This is a genomic window from Citrobacter sp. CK198, from assembly GCF_030333295.1.
Taxonomy (GTDB): domain Bacteria; phylum Pseudomonadota; class Gammaproteobacteria; order Enterobacterales; family Enterobacteriaceae; genus Citrobacter_B; species Citrobacter_B koseri.
Genome location: NZ_JAOWGE010000035.1, coordinates 26,187 through 45,259, shown reverse-complemented (window position 1 = coordinate 45,259; position 19,073 = coordinate 26,187). Strand labels below are relative to the sequence as shown.

The following is a 19,073-nucleotide window of genomic DNA, read 5'->3' as shown; positions in this document are numbered from 1 at the left end:
TTAGATAATGCCATAACGATTGGGTTATAATTTGCCCAATTGCCAATGTCGTTTGGAGCAAAAAATGAGTGATGACGTAGCGCTGCCACTGCAATTTACTGAAGCAGCAGCCAAGAAAGTAAAAAGCCTGATCGCTGACGAAGATAACCCGAATCTGAAACTGCGCGTGTATATCACCGGCGGTGGTTGCAGCGGTTTCCAGTACGGTTTTACCTTTGATGATCAGGTGAACGAAGGTGATATGACCATCGAGAAGCAGGGTGTTGGCCTGGTGGTTGACCCGATGAGCCTGCAATATCTGGTAGGCGGCGCTGTCGATTACACCGAAGGTCTGGAAGGTTCCCGCTTTGTGGTCACCAACCCGAATGCGAAAAGCACCTGCGGGTGTGGTTCGTCCTTTAGTATCTGATGTATTGCCGGATGGCGACGCAGGGCGTCTTATCCGGCCTACGGTGCGTGTTGCTGCGTTCCTGAATGTAGGCCCGATAAGCGTCAGCGCCATCGGGCAGTGAAATCAACGCCCGTTCTCATCCAGAGCAAACGTCGGTAATTTTAAATGCCAACGAATTGCGGCCAGACGAATCATTAACGTCACAACCATCCCCATCATACTGGCGCTTTCCAGCGGCACGGAAAAGGTATAAAACGCCGTCGCATGCACGATGCCGCCGATAATACAGGCCGTGGCATAAATCTCCGTGCGCAAGATCATCGGCACTTCACGCGCCAGCACGTCGCGGATAATCCCGCCGCCGACGCCGGTAATCACGCCCATACAGATGGCGACCAGCGGGCCTGTTTCAGCAAGGAACGCCTTATTGACGCCGATACCGACGAACACCGCGAGGCCGACGGCATCCAGCACGGGAAGCATCCATTTAGGCAATCGTCTCGGCTGGCGCACCAGCAAAATGGTGAGCATGCTGGTGACCATCGCCACCACCAGGTCGGTCGGATCTTTGACCCAAAAGACGGGCCCGTTATCCAGCGCCATATCGCGGATCGTCCCGCCGCCCACTGCGGTCACGACGCCCAATACCAGTACGCCAAACGGGTCCATACGCAACTTTCCGGCCAGCAATACGCCAGAGATAGCAAAGACAGCTGTGCCTACAATATCCAGCCAATAGACGAGCATTATCGAATCCCCACTGAGAACCTGACTGCGCAGGTTCTATTCTACTTGTGAAAGCGCATTACAGAGTTGTTTTGCGGCGAGGATGATACGCGGGCTCGCGCGTTCAAACCAGTCACCATTCAGCGGTATAACCGGGATTTTTAGCTGATTTTGCCAGTATTGTTCTATTTTAGGAATTTCGCCCGCATCGCCGGTAACGACAATCGCCTGCGGATGTCGGGCCAGCACCTGCTCGCGGCTGACCTGCGGCCAGGGGACGCGACTGCCCGCAAAAATATTTTCTCCGCCGCAGACCTCAAGAACCTGGTGCTGGATGGAGCCTTTTCCGCTGGTGAATAACGGATTCGCGCCAAACTGGAGAAAAACGCGTTTTTTCGGTTTATCAGCGTACTGCGACTTTAGCGCGGCATACTCGTCCAGCAGCGTTTGCGCTGCGCGTCTGGCTTTTTCTGGCTCAGGACTCCATGCGGCAAGCTGGCGCAGTGCGTCGGCGACCTGCTCAATGGTTACGGCATCCACCCACATGATTTTAATGCCCAGGGACGCCAGCTGGTTAACCTGCCGTTCAGCATTGCCCCCTCGCCAGGCGATAACCAGGTCGGGTTTGAGCGCCACAATACGTTCCAGATTCATCCCTTGCCAGGTGGAGACTTCTTCGATGTTTTTTGCTTGCGGGGGATAGTCGGAATAACTGCTGACGCCAACGGGCGTGATCCCTGCGGCAAAGGCAAGTTCGGTGTTGGAAGGGGAGAGGGAAACGACGCGCGGTGCGGCGCAAAGCCACAGCGGAAGGGCTAAAAGCAGGGCGGCCAGCGCCCTGGAGAATAATTTAGCCATGCGCCAGTTTCTGCACCAGCGTTTCAACCATCAGGCTGGACTGCTTCGCGGCTACGGCCAGGAATTCGTCAAAGCTGAGGTGGGATTGCTGATCGGCCACATCAGAGATGGCGCGAACCACCACGAAAGGTACGTTGAAGTTATGGCAGACATGCGCGATCGCGGTCGCTTCCATTTCCACGGCAATCGCCTGCGGGAAATTGTGGCGGATTTTCGCCAGGCCCACGGAACCGTTAATAAAAGCGTCGCCGCTGACGATCAGTCCGCGAACCGCATTCAGGTTGAGTTTTGCGATGCAGGATTCCGCCGCCGCGATCAGCGCGTCGTCGGCTTTAAAACCTGCCGGGCAGCCAGGGAGCTGACCAAATTCATAACCAAACGCGGTAACGTCGGCATCGTGATAACGCGCTTCATCGGAAACGACGATATCGCCGACTGTCAGCGTCGGGGCCAGACCGCCAGCGGAACCGGTATTAATAATGACATCCGGCTTGCAACGTTCCAGCAGCAACGTTGCGCCCAGCGCCGCCGCGACTTTACCGATGCCGGATTTCAGCAGCGCAATCTCGGTCCCGTTCAGTTGGCCGGTGTAAATTTCACAACCGCCCAGGGTGATCGTCTGACGGTTTTCGATTTTGTCACGCAGCAGCGTAACTTCTTCTTCCATTGCACCAATGATGCCGATTTTCATAGATTTACTCGCGATAAGCCAGATTTGAGGGCATAGTCTATCATGCGCTTAAGGGGAAGCGCATTTCTCAGGCGGGAGAGGACATGGCACAGATCGATTTCCGAAATAAAATTAACTGGCATCGTCGTTATCGTTCACCGCAGGGGGTGAAGACCGAACATGAGATCCTGCGGATCTTTGAAAGCGATCGTGGACGCATCATCAATTCCCCGGCGATCCGTCGGCTTCAGCAAAAAACGCAGGTCTTTCCACTGGAACGTAACGCCGCCGTTCGGACGCGGTTGACGCATTCTATGGAGGTGCAGCAGGTCGGGCGTTATATCGCGAAAGAGATCCTGAGCCGGTTAAAAGAGTTAAAGCTGCTGGAACAATACGGTCTGGATGAACTGACCGGCCCCTTTGAGAGCATTGTGGAAATGTCCTGCCTGATGCATGACATTGGCAATCCGCCGTTTGGTCATTTCGGCGAGGCGGCGATCAATGACTGGTTTCGCCAGCGCCTGCACCCGGCGGATGCGGAAAGCCAGCCGCTTAGCGACGATCGCTGCGCGGTGGCGGCGCTGCGTCTGCGTGAAGGCGAGGAGTCTTTGAATGACATTCGTCGCAAGGTGCGCCAGGATTTATGTCATTTCGAGGGCAACGCGCAGGGCATCCGCCTGGTGCATACATTAATGCGCATGAATCTGACCTGGGCGCAGGTGGGCGGCATTTTAAAATACACTCGCCCGGCATGGTGGCGAGGAGAAACGCCCGCGACGCACCGTTATTTAATGAAGAAGCCGGGGTATTATCTCTCTGAAGCGCCGTATATTGAGAGGTTACGTAAAGAACTTGCGTTAGCGCCTTACAGCCGCTTCCCATTAACATGGATTATGGAGGCCGCCGATGATATCTCTTATTGCGTGGCCGATCTGGAAGATGCCGTCGAGAAAAGAATCTTCAGCGTTGAGCAGTTATATCACCATCTTTACGAAGCATGGGGCCACCATGAAAAAGGGTCGCTGTTTACTCAGGTTGTTGAGAATGCCTGGGAAAAGTCTCGCTCAAATTCGCTAAGTCGCAGTACGGAAGATCAGTTCTTTATGTATTTACGCGTGAATACGCTAAATAAACTGGTGCCCTACGCGGCTCAGCGTTTTATTGATAACTTGCCGCAAATCTTTGACGGCAGTTTCAATCATGCGCTGCTGGAAGACGCCAGCAGCTTCAGCCAGTTGCTTGAGTTATATAAAAATGTGGCGATAAAACATGTGTTTAGCCACCCGGATGTTGAACAACTGGAATTACAGGGCTACCGCGTCATCAGCGGGTTATTAGAAATTTACCAACCGTTATTACGTATGTCCCTGGTCGATTTCAGGGAACTGGTTGAAAAAGAGCGGGTGAAGCGCTTTCCAATAGAATCTCGTTTATTCCAGAAGCTCTCTACGCGCCATCGCCTGGCTTACGTGGAGGCCGTCAGTAAATTATCGTCGGAGGCGCCGGAGTACCCCATGCTGGAATATTATTATCGCTGCCGTTTGATCCAGGATTATATCAGCGGGATGACGGATCTGTACGCCTGGGATGAATACCGGCGTCTGATGGCGGTTGAATAATAAATACGCTTTTGTAAAGATGAACAATAAATTTTTACTTTTTCCAGAAACTTTATTCTGGAACTTCGCGCTATAAAACGAATCTGACGTACACAGCAATTTTGCGTTATCTGTTAATCGAGATTGAAACACATGAAAAAAACCACATTAGCAATGAGTGCACTGGCTCTGAGTTTAGGTTTGGCGCTGTCCCCCCTGTCTGCAACGGCGGCTGAGACGGCGTCTTCGGCAACGACTGCCCAGCAGATGCCAAGTCTGGCACCGATGCTCGAAAAAGTGATGCCATCGGTGGTGAGTATCAACGTGGAAGGTAGCACAACCGTTAACACGCCGCGTATGCCGCGTAATTTCCAGCAGTTCTTTGGCGATGATTCGCCATTCTGCCAGGACGGTTCGCCGTTCCAGAGTTCTCCGTTCTGCCAGGGCGGGGGTCAGGGCGGCGGTCAGCAACAGAAATTTATGGCGCTGGGCTCCGGCGTCATTATTGATGCCGCAAAAGGTTATGTCGTCACCAACAACCATGTGGTGGATAACGCGACGGTCATCAAAGTTCAACTGAGCGATGGCCGTAAATTTGACGCCAAGGTCGTCGGTAAAGATCCGCGCTCTGATATCGCGCTGGTTCAAATTCAGGACCCGAAAAATCTGACGGCCATTAAGCTGGCGGATTCCGACGCGCTGCGCGTGGGGGATTATACCGTCGCTATCGGCAACCCGTTTGGTCTGGGCGAAACGGTGACTTCCGGTATCGTCTCCGCACTGGGCCGTAGCGGTCTGAACGCGGAAAACTACGAAAACTTTATCCAGACGGATGCCGCCATCAACCGTGGTAACTCCGGTGGCGCGCTGGTGAACCTGAACGGTGAACTGATCGGGATTAACACCGCGATTCTTGCGCCGGACGGCGGCAACATCGGTATTGGTTTTGCTATCCCCAGCAACATGGTGAAAAACCTGACCTCCCAGATGGTGGAGTATGGCCAGGTTAAACGCGGTGAGTTGGGTATCATGGGGACGGAGCTAAACTCTGAACTGGCGAAGGCGATGAAAGTTGATGCCCAGCGCGGCGCGTTTGTCAGCCAGGTGATGGCGAACTCTTCTGCGGCGAAAGCCGGTATTAAAGCCGGGGATGTGATCACGTCCCTGAACGGTAAGCCGATCAGCAGCTTTGCCGCGCTGCGCGCCCAGGTGGGTACGATGCCGGTAGGCAGCAAAATCAGCCTTGGTCTGCTGCGTGATGGCAAGCCGGTGACTGTCAACCTGGAACTGCAACAGAGCAGCCAGAATCAGGTTGATTCCAGCTCCATCTTCAATGGTATTGAAGGCGCGGAAATGAGCAACAAAGGCCAGGATAAAGGCGTTGTTGTCAGCAACGTGAAGCCGAATACGCCGGCTGCGCAGATTGGCCTGAAGAAAGGGGATGTGATTGTGGGAGCCAACCAGCAGGCGATTAAGAACATCGCTGAGCTGCGTAAAATCCTCGACAGCAAACCTTCTGTTCTGGCGCTGAATATTCAGCGTGGCGATAGCACCATCTATCTGCTGATGCAGTAATTTCCTCTCTTGCCCTTTTCCTGTCCGGGAAAAGGGCATTTCTCACATTCTGTGAGGCCCCCCACAACTCCATACTTCTCTGCTTTAGTTTGTGCAGATGCACAATGATGCAGGTTAGCATCTTCCCTATGCTTGAGCTCTGCTCACAGGAGGGGATTATGGCTGGCTGGCATCTTGATACCAAAATGGCACAGGATATTGTGGCGCGCACAATGCGCATCATCGATACCAATATCAACGTAATGGATGCCCGTGGGCGTATTATCGGTAGCGGCGATCGGGAGCGCATTGGTGAATTGCACGAAGGCGCGCTGTTGGTGCTGTCGCAGGGGCGCGTGGTCGATATTGATGATGCGGTGGCGCGGCATCTCCACGGCGTGCGCCAGGGGATCAACCTGCCGTTGCGCCTGGAAGGGGAGATCGTCGGCGTTATTGGTTTAACCGGTGAGCCGCAACACCTGCGAAAATACGGTGAGCTGGTCTGTATGACGGCCGAAATGATGCTGGAGCAGTCGCGGCTGATGCATCTGCTGGCCCAGGACAGCCGTCTGCGTGAAGAACTGGTGATGAACCTGATTCAGGCCGAGGAAAATACGCCAGCGTTGACGGAGTGGGCGCAGCGGCTGGGTATCGACCTGAACCAACCGCGTGTGGCTGCCGTGGTCGAAGTGGACAGCGGGCAGCTTGGCGTTGACAGCGCGATGGAGGAGTTGCAGCAGCTGCAAAATGCGTTAACGACGCCTGAACGCAACAATTTGATTGCTATCGTTTCTTTGACGGAAATGGTTGTGCTGAAACCGGCGCTGAATCAGTTTGGGCGCTGGGATGCGGACGATCATCGCAAGCGTATTGAGCAGTTGATTGCCCGGATGAAAGAGAACGGGCAATTGCGCTTTCGGGTCGCACTGGGGAACTATTTTACCGGCCCGGGCAGTATCGCCCGCTCCTGGCGCACTGCGCGTACCACCATGATGGTGGGCAAGCAGCGTATGCCGGAGCAACGCAGCTACTTTTACCAGGATTTGATGCTGCCAGTGCTGCTGGACAGCCTGCGTGGTGGCTGGCAGGCCAATGAGCTGGCGCGCCCGCTCTCAAAGCTGAAGGCGATGGATAATAACGGGCTGTTACGCCGGACGCTGGCCGCGTGGTTTCGCCATAACGTGCAGCCGCTGGCAACGTCGAAGGCGCTCTTTATTCACCGTAATACGCTGGAATACCGTCTGAACCGCATCTCTGAGTTGACGGGGCTGGATTTGGGCAATTTTGACGATCGGCTGTTGCTGTATGTCGCGTTGCAACTGGACGAGCAGCATTGATTGCCTGATGGCGCGACGCTTATCAGGCCTACCGGGAGTTACCTGTAGGCCGGATAAGGCGTAACACGCCGCCATCCGGCAACACACAGCTTACTTACGCGTTAGTTTTTCCAGATCCGCTTCGATTTCGTTGATCTTGTTGGCGACCACGCTTTCCAGATGACGTAAATCATCCAGGATCTTACGTTTGAGATCGACTTCCGTGCGATCGCGCTGGCAGATCTGATCCAGCTCATCGATCACATAGCGCAGGTTAGGGCTGATCTCCTGCACCTCTTTGTAACCTTGTCCGATACCATCGGCGACGACGGTTTTACGCTGGCGGGGATATTTGAACTTTACGCTTTTGGCAAAGAACTCGCCTCTATCCTTCTGGAAATAGATTTTCAGGATATCGTTGTTAGCTTCTTGCCGCAGGCTGTAACGATCGATTTCTTCAGGATTGGTAATGCCCAGACTTTTCAGATTGTCATACATAGCGGTACCCTTCATCTCAACATAACCTATGAATAATTAACGAAAAGTTCTCTTTCCGCCAGCCACAGATGTAAAAAAAGCGGGCTCAGCCCGCTTTTTCAAATCATTGTTAGTCGATGGTACGTAACAGCTCGTTGATCCCGACTTTTCCGCGCGTCTTCGCGTCAACTTTTTTCACGATGACCGCACAGTACAGGCTGTATTTGCCGTCTTTCGACGGCAGGTTGCCGGAAACCACAACGGAGCCTGCCGGTACGCGGCCATAATGGATTTCGCCCGTTTCGCGATCGTAAATACGGGTGCTTTGACCGATGTACACGCCCATAGAGATGACGGAACCTTCCTCAACGATCACCCCTTCAACCACTTCAGAACGCGCGCCGATGAAGCAGTTATCTTCGATGATTGTCGGGTTCGCCTGTAGCGGTTCCAGTACGCCGCCGATGCCGACGCCGCCGGACAGGTGTACGTTTTTACCAATCTGCGCGCAGGAACCTACGGTCGCCCAGGTATCTACCATCGTGCCTTCATCAACGAATGCGCCGATGTTTACGTAGGATGGCATCAGCACGGTGTTGCGTGCGATAAATGCGCCCTGACGCACAGCGGCAGGCGGCACTACGCGGAAGCCTTCTTTCTGGAAGCGCGCTTCGTCATAGTCGGCGAATTTCATCGGTACTTTATCGAAGTAGCGGCTTTCCGCACCGTCGATAACCTGGTTATCGTTAATACGGAAAGAGAGCAGAACCGCTTTCTTCAGCCACTGGTGAGTCACCCACTGACCATCAATCTTTTCTGCTACACGCAGCACACCGGAATCCAGCAGAGAAATGACCTGGTTAACCGCTTCGCGGGTCACGGTATCTACATTCGCCGGAGTGATGTCGGCACGGCGCTCGAAAGCGGACTCAATAACGTTCTGTAACTGCTGCATTGTTAAACTCTTTCCATATGAATAAACACACTACCCTTTATCGTTTGGATTGAGGGCCGCTGTCAACCGTTGATGCACTTCCTGCTGTAGCTCATTATTAAGGGCACGCCGGTCGGCTGTCGCGATTATGAATAAATCTTCTACTCGCTCGCCAATGGTTGTAATTCGGGCGCCATGAAGCGAAATTCCCAGATCGGCAAAAATTTGCCCGACCCGCGCCAGCAGGCCCGGCTGATCGAGAGCGATAAGTTCAAGGAACGATTTTCTGTCGGTGTGAGTAGGCAGAAAAGTGACCTCGGTATCGACGGTAAAGTGGCGCAGTTTGGCCGGCTGGCGACGCGGCTGCGGAGGCTGCCAGCTGCTCTGGGTAATCGCCTGCTCCAGTCCAAAACGGATGGCTTCGTGACGGTCGGCGGAGAGAGGGCTGCCGTCCGGCTCCAGCACAATAAAGGTATCCATCGCCATGCCGTCGCGGGTGGTGAAGATTTGCGCGTCATGAACGCTCAGATTGCGCCTGTCCAGCTCTGCGCAAACGGCGGCAAACAGATAAGGGCGGTCAGGACTCCAGATGAAGATCTCCGTTCCGCCGCGCGTGGCCTGTGGGCTGACCAGAATCAGCGGCCGGGTCAGATCGTGCTGTAACAGATGACGCGCATGCCAGGCCAGCTGATTCGGACTATGGCGCACGAAATAGTTAGCGCGGCAGCGTGTCCAGATTTGATGCAGCGCCTCTTCGTTTATATTGTCCATTCGCAGCAGCGCCAGCGCCTGAAGCTGATGATGGCGCACGCGTTCGCGCATATCCGGCGTGTTTTGCATGCCGCGACGTAGCTGTTTTTCGGTGGCGAAGTACAGTTCGCGCAACAGGCTTTGCTTCCAGCTGTTCCACAGCGTTTCGTTAGTGGCGCAAATGTCAGCGACCGTCAGGCATACCAGGAAGCGCAGACGGTGTTCCGTTTGCACCTCTTCGGCGAACTGTTTGATGACCTCAGGGTCCTGGATATCGCGCCGCTGGGCGGTAACCGACATCAGCAGGTGCTGGCGTACCAGCCAGGCGACCAGTTGCGTTTCGCGTGAGTTCAGACCGTGCAGTTCGGCAAATTTGAGCACGTCCTGCGCGCCCAGTACCGAGTGGTCGCCGCCGCGCCCTTTGGCGATATCATGGAACAGCGCCGCGATCAGGATCAGTTCCGGTTGCCGCAGGCGCGGCCAGAGATCGACGCACAGCGGATGGCGCTGGCGGGTCTCTTCTTTGGCGAAACTTTCCAGCTTCAGCATCACGCGAATGGTGTGCTCATCCACCGTGTAGGCATGGAACAGGTCGAACTGCATTTGGCCGACGATATGCGACCATTGCGGCATGTAAGCCCAAAGCACGCTGTGGCGATGCATTGGCAGCAAACCGCGGCTGACGGCGCCCGGATGACGCAGCATACTGAGAAACAGAGAGCGCGCTTCCGGGATGTAGCACAGCGGCTGGGTCAGGTGGCGGCGGGCATGGCGCAGATGGCGCAGCGTGGTGGAATAGATGCCAGTGATGGTGCTATTGCGCACCATCGTATAAAACATCCGCAGGATCGCTTCCGGCGAACGGATAAACAGATCGTCATCGCGCAGGTCGATCAGCGTGCCGCGCAGTTGAAAATCGTCATCTATCGGGCGCGGTTTTTCATCGGCGGGCAGGGCGAGGATTGCTTCATCAAACAGTTGCAATAGCATCTGGTTCAGTTCGCTCACCCGACGTGTGACCCGGAAATAGTCTTTCATCATGTGTTCAACCGGCTCGTTGCCTTCGCCAGTGTAGTTGAGCCGCTGGGCAACGCTGAGCTGCCTGTCGAACAGCAGGCGGTTGTCGTAACGGCTGACCACCAGGTGCAGCGCGAAGCGAATGCGCCACAAAATATGCAGACACTCGTTTAGCTCGGCGCGTTCTGCCTGGGTTAAGAAGCCGAAGCCGACCATCTCATTGAGAGACGTTGCGCCGAAGTGACGGCGGGCCACCCATTGCAGGGTGTGGATATCACGCAGGCCGCCGGGGCTGCTTTTAATATCGGGTTCAAGGTTATAGCTGGTGCCGTGATAGCGCTGGTGGCGCTGGTTTTGCTCTTCGACTTTGGCGGCGAAAAATTTCTCCGACGGCCAGAAACCTTCACTGAAAATATGCTTTTGCAGCTCCAGAAAAAGCGCCACATCGCCGATCAGCAGACGTGTTTCAATCAGATTGGTGGCGACGGTTAAGTCCGACAGCCCTTCCAGCAGACACTCTTCCAGTGTGCGCACGCTATGCCCGACTTCCAGCTTCACATCCCACAGCAAGGTCAGCAGTTCCCCGACTTTTTGCGCCTGAGCGTCGGGCAGCTTTTTACGGCTCAGGATGAGCAGGTCAATGTCGGAAAGCGGATGCAGCTCGCCCCGGCCATAGCCGCCGACGGCCACCAGGGCCAGATCGGCAATTTGCCCGAATCCGGCGTCGATCCACAGTCGTTGCAGCAACTGGTCGATAAATTCGGTGCGGGCTTCAATCAATTGCTCTGCGGAAATCCCGCTGTCAAAAGCGTCTCCCAGCCACTGCTGGAAAATATCAATGTGGGCTTTAATTCCGCTGACGGTAAGCTCGTCACGCGACCAGGCTCCCGGATTTTGCGGTTGGCCGGGTAGGGTGGGGAGAGCCGTATTCGCGTGCTGTTCAGGAAGAGTATTCATTATGCGCCACCCATTAAAAAGCCGGATGCGGCGTTAACGCCTTATCCGGCCTACGGGTAAACGCTGATTGTAGGCCTGATAAGCGGTAGCGCCATCAGGCAAAAGTTTATGCGTCGTGCGTGATAATCGCCGGGATGGTGTCATCCTTGCGTAACGTCAGAATTTCACAGCCGTTTTCGGTTACCACAATAGTATGCTCGTACTGCGCAGACAAGCTTCTGTCTTTGGTTTTTACCGTCCAGCCGTCTTTCATGGTGCGGATGCGGTAATCACCGGCGTTCAGCATCGGTTCAACGGTGAACGTCATTCCCGGTTGCAGAACCACGCCGCCGTCGTCCGCATCGTAGTGCAGAACCTGCGGTTCTTCATGGAAGCCGCGACCAATCCCGTGACCGCAATATTCGCGAACGACAGAGAAACCTTCGCCTTCCGCGTATTTCTGAATGGCCGCGCCCAGCGTGCGCAGACGGATGCCCGGCTTGACCATTCGCAGCGCCAGATACAGGCTTTCCTGGGTTACACGGCACAGGCGCTCGCCCAGAATCGTCGGTTTGCCGACGATAAACATTTTCGACGTATCGCCGTGGTATTCATCTTTAATTACGGTTACGTCGATATTGACGATATCGCCGTCTTTCAGCAATTTGCCGTCGTCCGGGATACCGTGGCACACCACTTCATTAATGGAGATACAAACGGATTTCGGATAACCGTGGTAGCCGAGGCAAGCGGAGATCGCGTGTTGTTCATTGACGATGTAGTCGTTGCAGATGCGATCCAGTTCCCCGGTGCTGACGCCCGGTTTGATATACGGTTCGATCATCTCCAGCACTTCTGCGGCCAGGCGGCCAGCGACGCGCATTTTTTCGATTTCTTCAGGGGTCTTGATTGAGATAGCCATGAATTCTGTCCATCGGTGTCGATTATTTCGACAATAATTGTGTAAGTGCTGTCAATGGTATCAGTCCAAAGCGTAGCCTGCCAAATTGAGAATCATTAACAGCACATCGAGCCAACAATTATTGGTGTCTGCGGCGTATTTGTGGTATAAAGCGCGCCGGACTTCCGTTCCATTCGAAGACTACACAAGATGGACTGAAGCGACAAATCTCACTTTGTGTAACAACACACACGTATCGGCACATATTCCGGGGTGCCCTTTGGGGTCGGTAATATGGGATACGTGGAGGCATAACCCCAACTTTTATATATAGAGGTTTTAATCATGGCAACTGTTTCCATGCGCGACATGCTCAAGGCTGGTGTTCACTTCGGTCACCAGACCCGTTACTGGAACCCGAAAATGAAGCCGTTCATCTTCGGTGCGCGTAACAAAGTTCACATCATCAACCTTGAGAAAACGGTACCGATGTTCAACGAAGCGCTGGCTGAACTGAACAAGATTGCTTCTCGCAAAGGTAAAATCCTTTTCGTTGGTACTAAACGTGCTGCAAGCGAAGCGGTGAAAGACGCTGCTAACAGCTGCGACCAGTTCTTCGTGAACCATCGCTGGCTGGGCGGTATGCTGACTAACTGGAAAACCGTTCGTCAGTCCATCAAACGTCTGAAAGACCTGGAAACTCAGTCTCAGGACGGTACTTTCGAAAAGCTGACCAAAAAAGAAGCGCTGATGCGCACTCGTGAGCTTGAGAAACTGGAAAACAGCCTGGGCGGTATCAAAGACATGGGCGGCCTGCCGGACGCACTGTTCGTTATCGATGCTGACCACGAGCACATTGCTATCAAAGAAGCAAACAACCTGGGTATCCCGGTATTTGCTATCGTTGATACCAACTCTGATCCGGACGGTGTTGACTTCGTTATCCCGGGTAACGACGACGCAATCCGTGCTGTTAGCCTGTACCTGGGCGCTGTAGCTGCAACCGTTCGTGAAGGCCGTTCTCAGGATCTGGCTTCTCAGGCGGAAGAAAGCTTCGTAGAAGCTGAATAATAAGGCACGCTCGTTCGAGCCCCCTTATAAACCAGGTAGTATCACGTTTGGTTAGGGGCCCTTTAGGCCCCTTTTTCACTTTTAAATCTGTGCGGTTTGATGCCGGGCAGATCAAATCTTCCGAGGATTTTAGAATGGCTGAAATTACCGCATCCCTGGTAAAAGAGCTGCGTGAGCGTACTGGCGCAGGCATGATGGATTGCAAAAAAGCACTGACTGAAGCGAATGGCGACATCGAGCTGGCAATCGAAAACATGCGTAAATCCGGTGCGATCAAAGCAGCGAAAAAAGCAGGCAACGTTGCTGCTGACGGCGTGATCAAAACCAAAATCGACGGCAACTACGGCATCATTCTGGAAGTTAACTGCCAGACTGACTTCGTTGCTAAAGATGCTGGTTTCCAGGCATTTGCTGACAAAGTGCTGGACGCCGCTGTTGCTGGCAAAATCACTGACGTTGACGTGCTGAAAGCACAGTTCGAAGAAGAGCGCGTTGCTCTGGTGGCAAAAATCGGTGAAAACATCAACATTCGCCGTGTTGCTTCCCTGGAAGGCGACGTTCTGGGTTCTTACCAGCACGGTGCGCGCATCGGTGTTCTGGTTGCGGCTAAAGGCGCTGACGAAGAGCTGGTTAAACAGCTGGCAATGCACGTTGCTGCAAGCAAGCCTGAGTTCGTTAAGCCGGAAGACGTGTCTGCTGAAGTGGTAGAGAAAGAATACCAGGTACAGCTGGATATCGCGATGCAGTCTGGTAAGCCGAAAGAAATCGCAGAGAAAATGGTTGAAGGCCGCATGAAGAAATTCACCGGCGAAGTTTCTCTGACCGGTCAGCCTTTCGTTATGGAACCGAGCAAATCTGTTGGTCAGCTGCTGAAAGAGCACAACGCCGACGTAACTGGCTTCATCCGCTTTGAAGTGGGCGAAGGCATCGAGAAAGTTGAGACTGACTTTGCAGCAGAAGTTGCTGCGATGTCCAAGCAGTCTTAATTGTCGAAAAGGAGCCGCCTGAGGGCGGCTTCTTTTTGCGTCCATCTTGTAAATTCAGCCAACCCCTATAGTGGCTGCGCTGAAAAGCGACATACAATGTCGCCGGAATTAACCCATCTCAATCGTTGACAGTCTCAGGAAAGAAACATGGCTACCAATGCAAAACCCGTCTATAAACGTATTCTGCTTAAATTGAGTGGCGAAGCTCTGCAGGGTTCGGAAGGCTTCGGTATTGATGCAAGCATACTGGATCGTATGGCTCAGGAAATCAAAGAACTGGTGGAACTGGGCATTCAGGTTGGTGTGGTGATTGGTGGCGGTAACCTGTTCCGTGGTGCTGGTCTGGCGAAAGCGGGTATGAACCGCGTTGTGGGCGACCACATGGGCATGCTGGCCACCGTGATGAACGGTCTGGCGATGCGCGATGCGCTCCACCGCGCCTATGTGAACGCCCGCCTGATGTCCGCTATTCCGCTGAATGGCGTGTGTGACAACTACAGCTGGGCAGAAGCCATTAGTCTGCTGCGTAATAACCGTGTGGTTATCCTGTCTGCGGGCACCGGCAACCCCTTCTTCACCACCGACTCTGCGGCTTGCCTGCGCGGTATCGAAATTGAAGCGGATGTGGTGCTGAAAGCTACGAAAGTCGATGGCGTATTTACTGCGGACCCGGCCAAAGATCCGTCCGCCACGATGTATGAGCAACTCACCTACGGCGAAGTGCTGGATAAAGAGCTGAAAGTGATGGATCTGGCCGCGTTCACGCTGGCTCGTGACCACAAATTGCCAATTCGTGTCTTCAATATGAACAAGCCGGGCGCGCTGCGTCGCGTCGTGATGGGCGAAAAAGAAGGGACTTTAATCACGGAATAATTCCCGTGATGGCCAATTCCGGGTAAGATTCGCCTTTACCCGGCAGGATTTATATATCCTGTGGCATGAATTAAACGAGACTATACTGAGCATACTCTGTATACACGAAATCATTCATGCTGCATCACGGCGGCAAGAGCGTGAATCCCGAGGCGCGTACACTGGTACGTGGCAGGGAAGAACGTTCGCAGCCAACGCAGAGGCAGCCTGAAGGATGAAGTGTATTGTGTGATTGTCTGGTCGACTGAGACTAGTTTTCAAGGATTCGTAACGTGATTAGCGATATCAGAAAAGATGCTGAAGTACGCATGGAAAAATGCGTTGAAGCGTTTAAAAACCAAATCAGCAAAATTCGCACGGGTCGTGCTTCTCCCAGCCTGCTGGATGGCATTGTCGTGGAATATTACGGCACGCCGACTCCGCTGCGTCAGCTGGCGAGCGTAACGGTAGAAGACTCCCGCACGCTGAAAATCAACGTGTTCGATCGCTCCATGAGCCCGGCGGTTGAGAAAGCGATTATGGCTTCTGACCTCGGCCTGAACCCGAGTTCTGCGGGTAGCGATATCCGTGTTCCGCTGCCGCCGCTGACTGAAGAACGTCGTAAAGACCTGACCAAAATCGTTCGTGGCGAAGCAGAGCAGGCGCGTGTTGCCGTGCGTAACGTACGCCGTGATGCGAACGACAAAGTAAAAGCGCTGCTGAAAGATAAAGAGATCAGCGAAGATGACGATCGCCGTTCTCAGGACGAAGTACAGAAACTGACTGACGCTGCCATCAAGAAAGTTGATGCGGCGCTGACGGAAAAAGAAGCGGAACTGATGCAGTTCTGATTTTCCTGTACGACTAAAACGCCGCTGGTTGACCCTGACGGGTCTTCCGGGCGGCGTTTTGCTTTCTATCCTGTCTCAATTCTTCTGGACGTTTCATGAAGCAACTAACCATTCTGGGCTCGACCGGCTCTATTGGTTGCAGCACGCTGGATGTGGTGCGCCATAATCCTGAAAGCTTCCGTGTTGTCGCGCTGGTTGCGGGTAAAAATGTCACCCGTATGGTAGAGCAGTGCCTGGAGTTTTCGCCGCGTTATGCGGTGATGGACGATGAACAGAGCGCTCAACGGCTGAAAACTGCGCTTCTGGAACATGGAAGCCGCACTGACGTCCTGAGCGGACAACAGGCCGCCTGCGATATGGCTGCGCTGGATGAGGTCGATCAGGTGATGGCGGCTATCGTGGGCGCGGCAGGTCTGCTGCCTACGCTTGCGGCGATTCGCGCCGGTAAAACCATCCTGCTTGCCAATAAAGAGTCGCTGATTACCTGCGGGCGTCTGTTTATGGACGAGGTGAAACGCAGTAAAGCCCGGCTTTTACCGGTAGATAGCGAACATAACGCGATTTTTCAGAGTATGCCCCAACCTATTCAAAACGATCTGGGATACGCTGAGCTGGAGCAAAATGGCGTGATGTCGATTTTGCTTACCGGGTCTGGTGGCCCTTTTCGTGAAACGCCATTGTGCGATCTGGCGGCCATGACGCCCGATCAGGCATGTCGTCATCCGAACTGGTCTATGGGACGAAAAATTTCCGTCGATTCCGCCACCATGATGAATAAAGGTCTGGAATACATTGAAGCGCGTTGGTTGTTTAACGCCAGCGCAAGCCAGATGGACGTGTTGATTCACCCGCAGTCGGTTATTCACTCAATGGTGCGTTATCAGGACGGCAGCGTTCTGGCGCAACTGGGGGAGCCGGATATGCGTACGCCAATCGCGCATACGATGGCGTGGCCGAATCGCGTGAACTCTGGCGTGAAGCCGCTCGATTTTTGCACGCTCAGTGCGTTGACGTTTTCTGCGCCGGATTATCAGCGCTATCCGTGCCTGAAACTGGCGATGGACGCGTTTGAGCAAGGTCAGGCCGCGACAACCGCGCTGAATGCGGCGAATGAAATCACCGTCGCCGCATTTCTGGCTGAAGAGATTCGCTTTACAGATATTGCTGAGCTCAATTTATCTGTGCTGGAGAAAATGGATTTGCAGGAACCGGGAAGCGTTGACGACGTTCTCAGGGTTGATGCCGTCGCGCGTGACGTCGCCAGAAAACAGGTGATGCGGCTCGCAAGCTGATGAGAATCCTTCTACACAGGATCGTGCTATTTGTTAGCGTTGGGCTTCAGTGATATAGTCTGCGCCACCCGATCGCAGATATTTGGCTTTATGCGGTCAGGTAAGCCGTGGTTTGACACGGCTTTTTTGTGGATGCACAAAATCATTCAGGTTGCATCATTCATAGCCAACGAAGAGGCAGCCTGAAGGATGAAGCGCAAAAGGCTTCAGTATTCCTGAGTACCGTTAAATCCTTTCAGGGACTAAAAACGCGTTATGTTGTCTGCAACTCAACCATTAAGCGAAAATTTGCCAGCGCATGGCTGTCGCCATGTAGCAATCATTATGGATGGCAATGGCCGCTGGGCGAAAAAGCAAGGGAAGATTCGCGCCTTTGGGCATAAGGCCGGAGCAAAATCCGTCCGTCGGGCCGTATCTTTCGCTGCCAACAACGGTATTGATGCGTTAACGCTGTATGCCTTTAGCAGTGAGAACTGGAACCGACCAGCGCAGGAAGTGAGTGCGTTAATGGAGCTGTTCGTGTGGGCGCTGGATAGCGAAGTAAAAAGCCTGCATCGCCATAACGTTCGCCTGCGCATTATTGGCGACACCAGTCGATTTAACTCGCGTTTGCAAGACCGTATTCGCAAGTCTGAAGCGCTTACCGCCCAGAATACCGGGCTGACGCTGAATATCGCGGCGAATTATGGCGGACGTTGGGATATTGTCCAGGGAGTCAGGCAACTGGCAGAACAGGTGCAGGAAGGACTGCTGCGCCCTGATCAGATTGACGAAGAGATGCTAAACCAGAAAATCTGTATGCATGAACTGGCTCCTGTAGATTTAGTAATTAGGACTGGGGGAGAGCATCGCATTAGTAACTTTTTGCTTTGGCAAATTGCCTATGCCGAACTTTACTTTACTGATGTTCTTTGGCCCGATTTCGATGAACAAGACTTTGAAGGGGCGCTGCATGCCTTTGCTAATCGAGAGCGTCGTTTCGGCGGCACCGAGCCCGGTGATGAAAAAGCCTGATGGGGGTCGCTTTTGCTGAAGTATCGCCTGATTTCTGCTTTTGTTTTAATACCCGTTGTCATCGCGGCGCTTTTTTTACTCCCGCCGGTGGGGTTCGCCATTGTCACGCTGGTCGTTTGTATGCTGGCCGCCTGGGAATGGGGACAGTTAAGCGGTTTTACCACGCGTACTCAGCGGGTCTGGCTGGCGGTGCTGTGCGGGTTATTGCTGGCGCTGATGCTGTTTTTGCTGCCTGAATATCACCGCAACATTCATCAACCGCTTGTTGAGGTTTCGCTTTGGGCGTCGTTGGGCTGGTGGGTCGTTGCATTATTACTGGTGTTATTTTATCCCGGTTCGGCGGCGATCTGGCGTAATTCAAAGACATTACGCGTAATTTTCGGGGTGTTAACCATCATTCCTTTTTTTTGGGGAATGCTGGCGCTGCGCGCCTGGCACTATGATGAGAATCATTACAGTGGCGCCATATGGCTGCTCTATGTCATGATCCTCGTCTGGGGGGCAGACTCCGGGGCATATATGTTTGGCAAACTGTTCGGCAAACATAAACTTGCGCCAAAGGTTTCTCCTGGTAAAACCTGGCAGGGCTTTATTGGCGGACTCGCGACTGCCGCCGTGATTTCATGGGGTTACGGCATGTGGGCGAATCTGGATGTTGCGCCTTCAACCTTACTGATTTGTTCTGTCATCGCGGCCCTGGCGTCAGTGCTGGGCGATCTGACTGAGAGCATGTTTAAGCGTGAAGCAGGAATTAAGGATAGTGGTCACTTGATCCCAGGGCATGGTGGTATTCTGGATCGTATTGATAGCCTGACGGCGGCAGTACCGGTCTTTGCTTGCCTGTTGTTACTGGTATTCAGGACACTCTAACGGAAGGTT

Annotated in this window: 18 protein-coding genes and 1 pseudogene; 12 read left to right on the top strand and 7 right to left on the bottom strand. The window is 53.7% G+C overall.

Annotated elements, in window-relative coordinates; all coding sequences use genetic code 11:
• The first annotated feature begins 12 nt into the window (after positions 1-12).
• Together yadW and erpA are read left to right on the top strand one after the other, a co-directional pair.
• A pseudogene (gene yadW / locus OGY62_RS18190) lies at positions 13-72 on the top strand (small protein YadW).
• A complete protein-coding gene (gene erpA, locus OGY62_RS18185) occupies positions 65-409 on the top strand; it encodes an iron-sulfur cluster insertion protein ErpA (RefSeq protein ID WP_012134001.1) in 345 nt (114 codons plus the stop codon). The pseudogene yadW and the gene erpA overlap by 8 nt, the downstream one beginning before the upstream one ends.
• 105 nt (positions 410-514) lie before the next feature.
• On the opposite strand, the gene OGY62_RS18180 is transcribed toward erpA, so the two are convergent.
• Genes OGY62_RS18180 through mtnN form a run of 3 tightly spaced genes read right to left on the bottom strand, consistent with a single transcriptional unit; the run spans position 515 to position 2,666 of the window.
• Complete coding sequence (locus tag OGY62_RS18180) at positions 515-1,138, bottom strand: TRIC cation channel family protein (protein ID WP_012134000.1); 624 nt, start codon at positions 1,136-1,138, stop codon at positions 515-517.
• Between the two features lie 36 nt (positions 1,139-1,174).
• Positions 1,175-1,975: a vitamin B12 ABC transporter substrate-binding protein BtuF gene (gene btuF, locus OGY62_RS18175; RefSeq protein ID WP_012133999.1), complete on the bottom strand. Its 801-nt coding sequence runs from the start codon at positions 1,973-1,975 to the stop codon at positions 1,175-1,177.
• Positions 1,968-2,666, bottom strand: a complete 699-nt coding sequence (mtnN, locus tag OGY62_RS18170) for a 5'-methylthioadenosine/S-adenosylhomocysteine nucleosidase (protein ID WP_012133998.1) — start codon at positions 2,664-2,666, stop codon at positions 1,968-1,970. Before mtnN ends, btuF begins: the two co-directional genes overlap by 8 nt.
• 83 nt (positions 2,667-2,749) lie before the next feature.
• On the opposite strand from mtnN, the gene dgt reads away from it, so the two are divergent.
• From dgt to cdaR, 3 genes are all read left to right on the top strand, one after another.
• The gene (dgt, locus tag OGY62_RS18165; protein ID WP_286460378.1) at positions 2,750-4,264 is read left to right on the top strand and encodes a dGTPase; all 1,515 of its coding nucleotides are present in this window, start codon (positions 2,750-2,752) and stop codon (positions 4,262-4,264) included.
• Between the two features lie 132 nt (positions 4,265-4,396).
• On the top strand, positions 4,397-5,818 hold the full coding sequence (degP, locus tag OGY62_RS18160) for a serine endoprotease DegP (protein WP_012133996.1): 1,422 nt from the start codon (positions 4,397-4,399) through the stop codon (positions 5,816-5,818).
• Between the two features lie 158 nt (positions 5,819-5,976).
• Positions 5,977-7,134 (top strand): DNA-binding transcriptional regulator CdaR, encoded by a 1,158-nt coding sequence (gene cdaR, locus OGY62_RS18155; protein WP_049011619.1) that lies wholly within the window; start codon positions 5,977-5,979, stop codon positions 7,132-7,134.
• 90 nt (positions 7,135-7,224) lie between these two features.
• Here cdaR and OGY62_RS18150 read toward each other — a convergent pair whose 3' ends face one another.
• From OGY62_RS18150 to map, 4 genes are all read right to left on the bottom strand, one after another.
• The gene (locus OGY62_RS18150) at positions 7,225-7,611 is read right to left on the bottom strand and encodes a DUF3461 family protein (protein WP_024130689.1); all 387 of its coding nucleotides are present in this window, start codon (positions 7,609-7,611) and stop codon (positions 7,225-7,227) included.
• A gap of 109 nt (positions 7,612-7,720) precedes the next feature.
• On the bottom strand, positions 7,721-8,545 hold the full coding sequence (gene dapD / locus OGY62_RS18145) for a 2,3,4,5-tetrahydropyridine-2,6-dicarboxylate N-succinyltransferase (RefSeq protein ID WP_275166259.1): 825 nt from the start codon (positions 8,543-8,545) through the stop codon (positions 7,721-7,723).
• Positions 8,546-8,575: 30 nt separating this feature from the next.
• Positions 8,576-11,248, bottom strand: coding sequence for a bifunctional uridylyltransferase/uridylyl-removing protein GlnD (gene glnD / locus OGY62_RS18140; protein WP_110494659.1), 2,673 nt, complete (start codon positions 11,246-11,248; stop codon positions 8,576-8,578).
• A 106-nt stretch (positions 11,249-11,354) separates the two neighbouring features.
• Positions 11,355-12,149, bottom strand: a complete 795-nt coding sequence (gene map, locus OGY62_RS18135) for a type I methionyl aminopeptidase (RefSeq protein ID WP_012133991.1) — start codon at positions 12,147-12,149, stop codon at positions 11,355-11,357.
• A gap of 324 nt (positions 12,150-12,473) precedes the next feature.
• Between map and rpsB the strand changes: the two genes are divergently transcribed.
• The 7 genes from rpsB to cdsA all read left to right on the top strand — a co-directional run bounded on the left by rpsB (position 12,474) and on the right by cdsA (position 19,064).
• A complete protein-coding gene (gene rpsB / locus OGY62_RS18130) occupies positions 12,474-13,199 on the top strand; it encodes a 30S ribosomal protein S2 (RefSeq protein WP_012133990.1) in 726 nt (241 codons plus the stop codon).
• Positions 13,200-13,333: 134 nt separating this feature from the next.
• Complete coding sequence (gene tsf / locus OGY62_RS18125; RefSeq protein ID WP_024130688.1) at positions 13,334-14,185, top strand: translation elongation factor Ts; 852 nt, start codon at positions 13,334-13,336, stop codon at positions 14,183-14,185.
• Positions 14,186-14,332: 147 nt separating this feature from the next.
• Complete coding sequence (pyrH, locus tag OGY62_RS18120; protein WP_012133987.1) at positions 14,333-15,058, top strand: UMP kinase; 726 nt, start codon at positions 14,333-14,335, stop codon at positions 15,056-15,058.
• A 272-nt stretch (positions 15,059-15,330) separates the two neighbouring features.
• Positions 15,331-15,888 carry a ribosome recycling factor gene (gene frr / locus OGY62_RS18115; protein ID WP_024130687.1) on the top strand — a complete coding sequence of 186 codons (558 nt, stop codon included), beginning with the start codon at positions 15,331-15,333 and terminating at the stop codon, positions 15,886-15,888.
• A gap of 95 nt (positions 15,889-15,983) precedes the next feature.
• Positions 15,984-17,180 (top strand): 1-deoxy-D-xylulose-5-phosphate reductoisomerase, encoded by a 1,197-nt coding sequence (ispC, locus tag OGY62_RS18110; RefSeq protein ID WP_114847937.1) that lies wholly within the window; start codon positions 15,984-15,986, stop codon positions 17,178-17,180.
• 255 nt (positions 17,181-17,435) lie between these two features.
• Positions 17,436-18,194, top strand: coding sequence for a (2E,6E)-farnesyl-diphosphate-specific ditrans,polycis-undecaprenyl-diphosphate synthase (ispU, locus tag OGY62_RS18105; RefSeq protein WP_024130686.1), 759 nt, complete (start codon positions 17,436-17,438; stop codon positions 18,192-18,194).
• Between the two features lie 12 nt (positions 18,195-18,206).
• Positions 18,207-19,064 (top strand): phosphatidate cytidylyltransferase, encoded by an 858-nt coding sequence (gene cdsA / locus OGY62_RS18100; protein ID WP_012133982.1) that lies wholly within the window; start codon positions 18,207-18,209, stop codon positions 19,062-19,064.
• Positions 19,065-19,073: the final 9 nt, after the last annotated feature.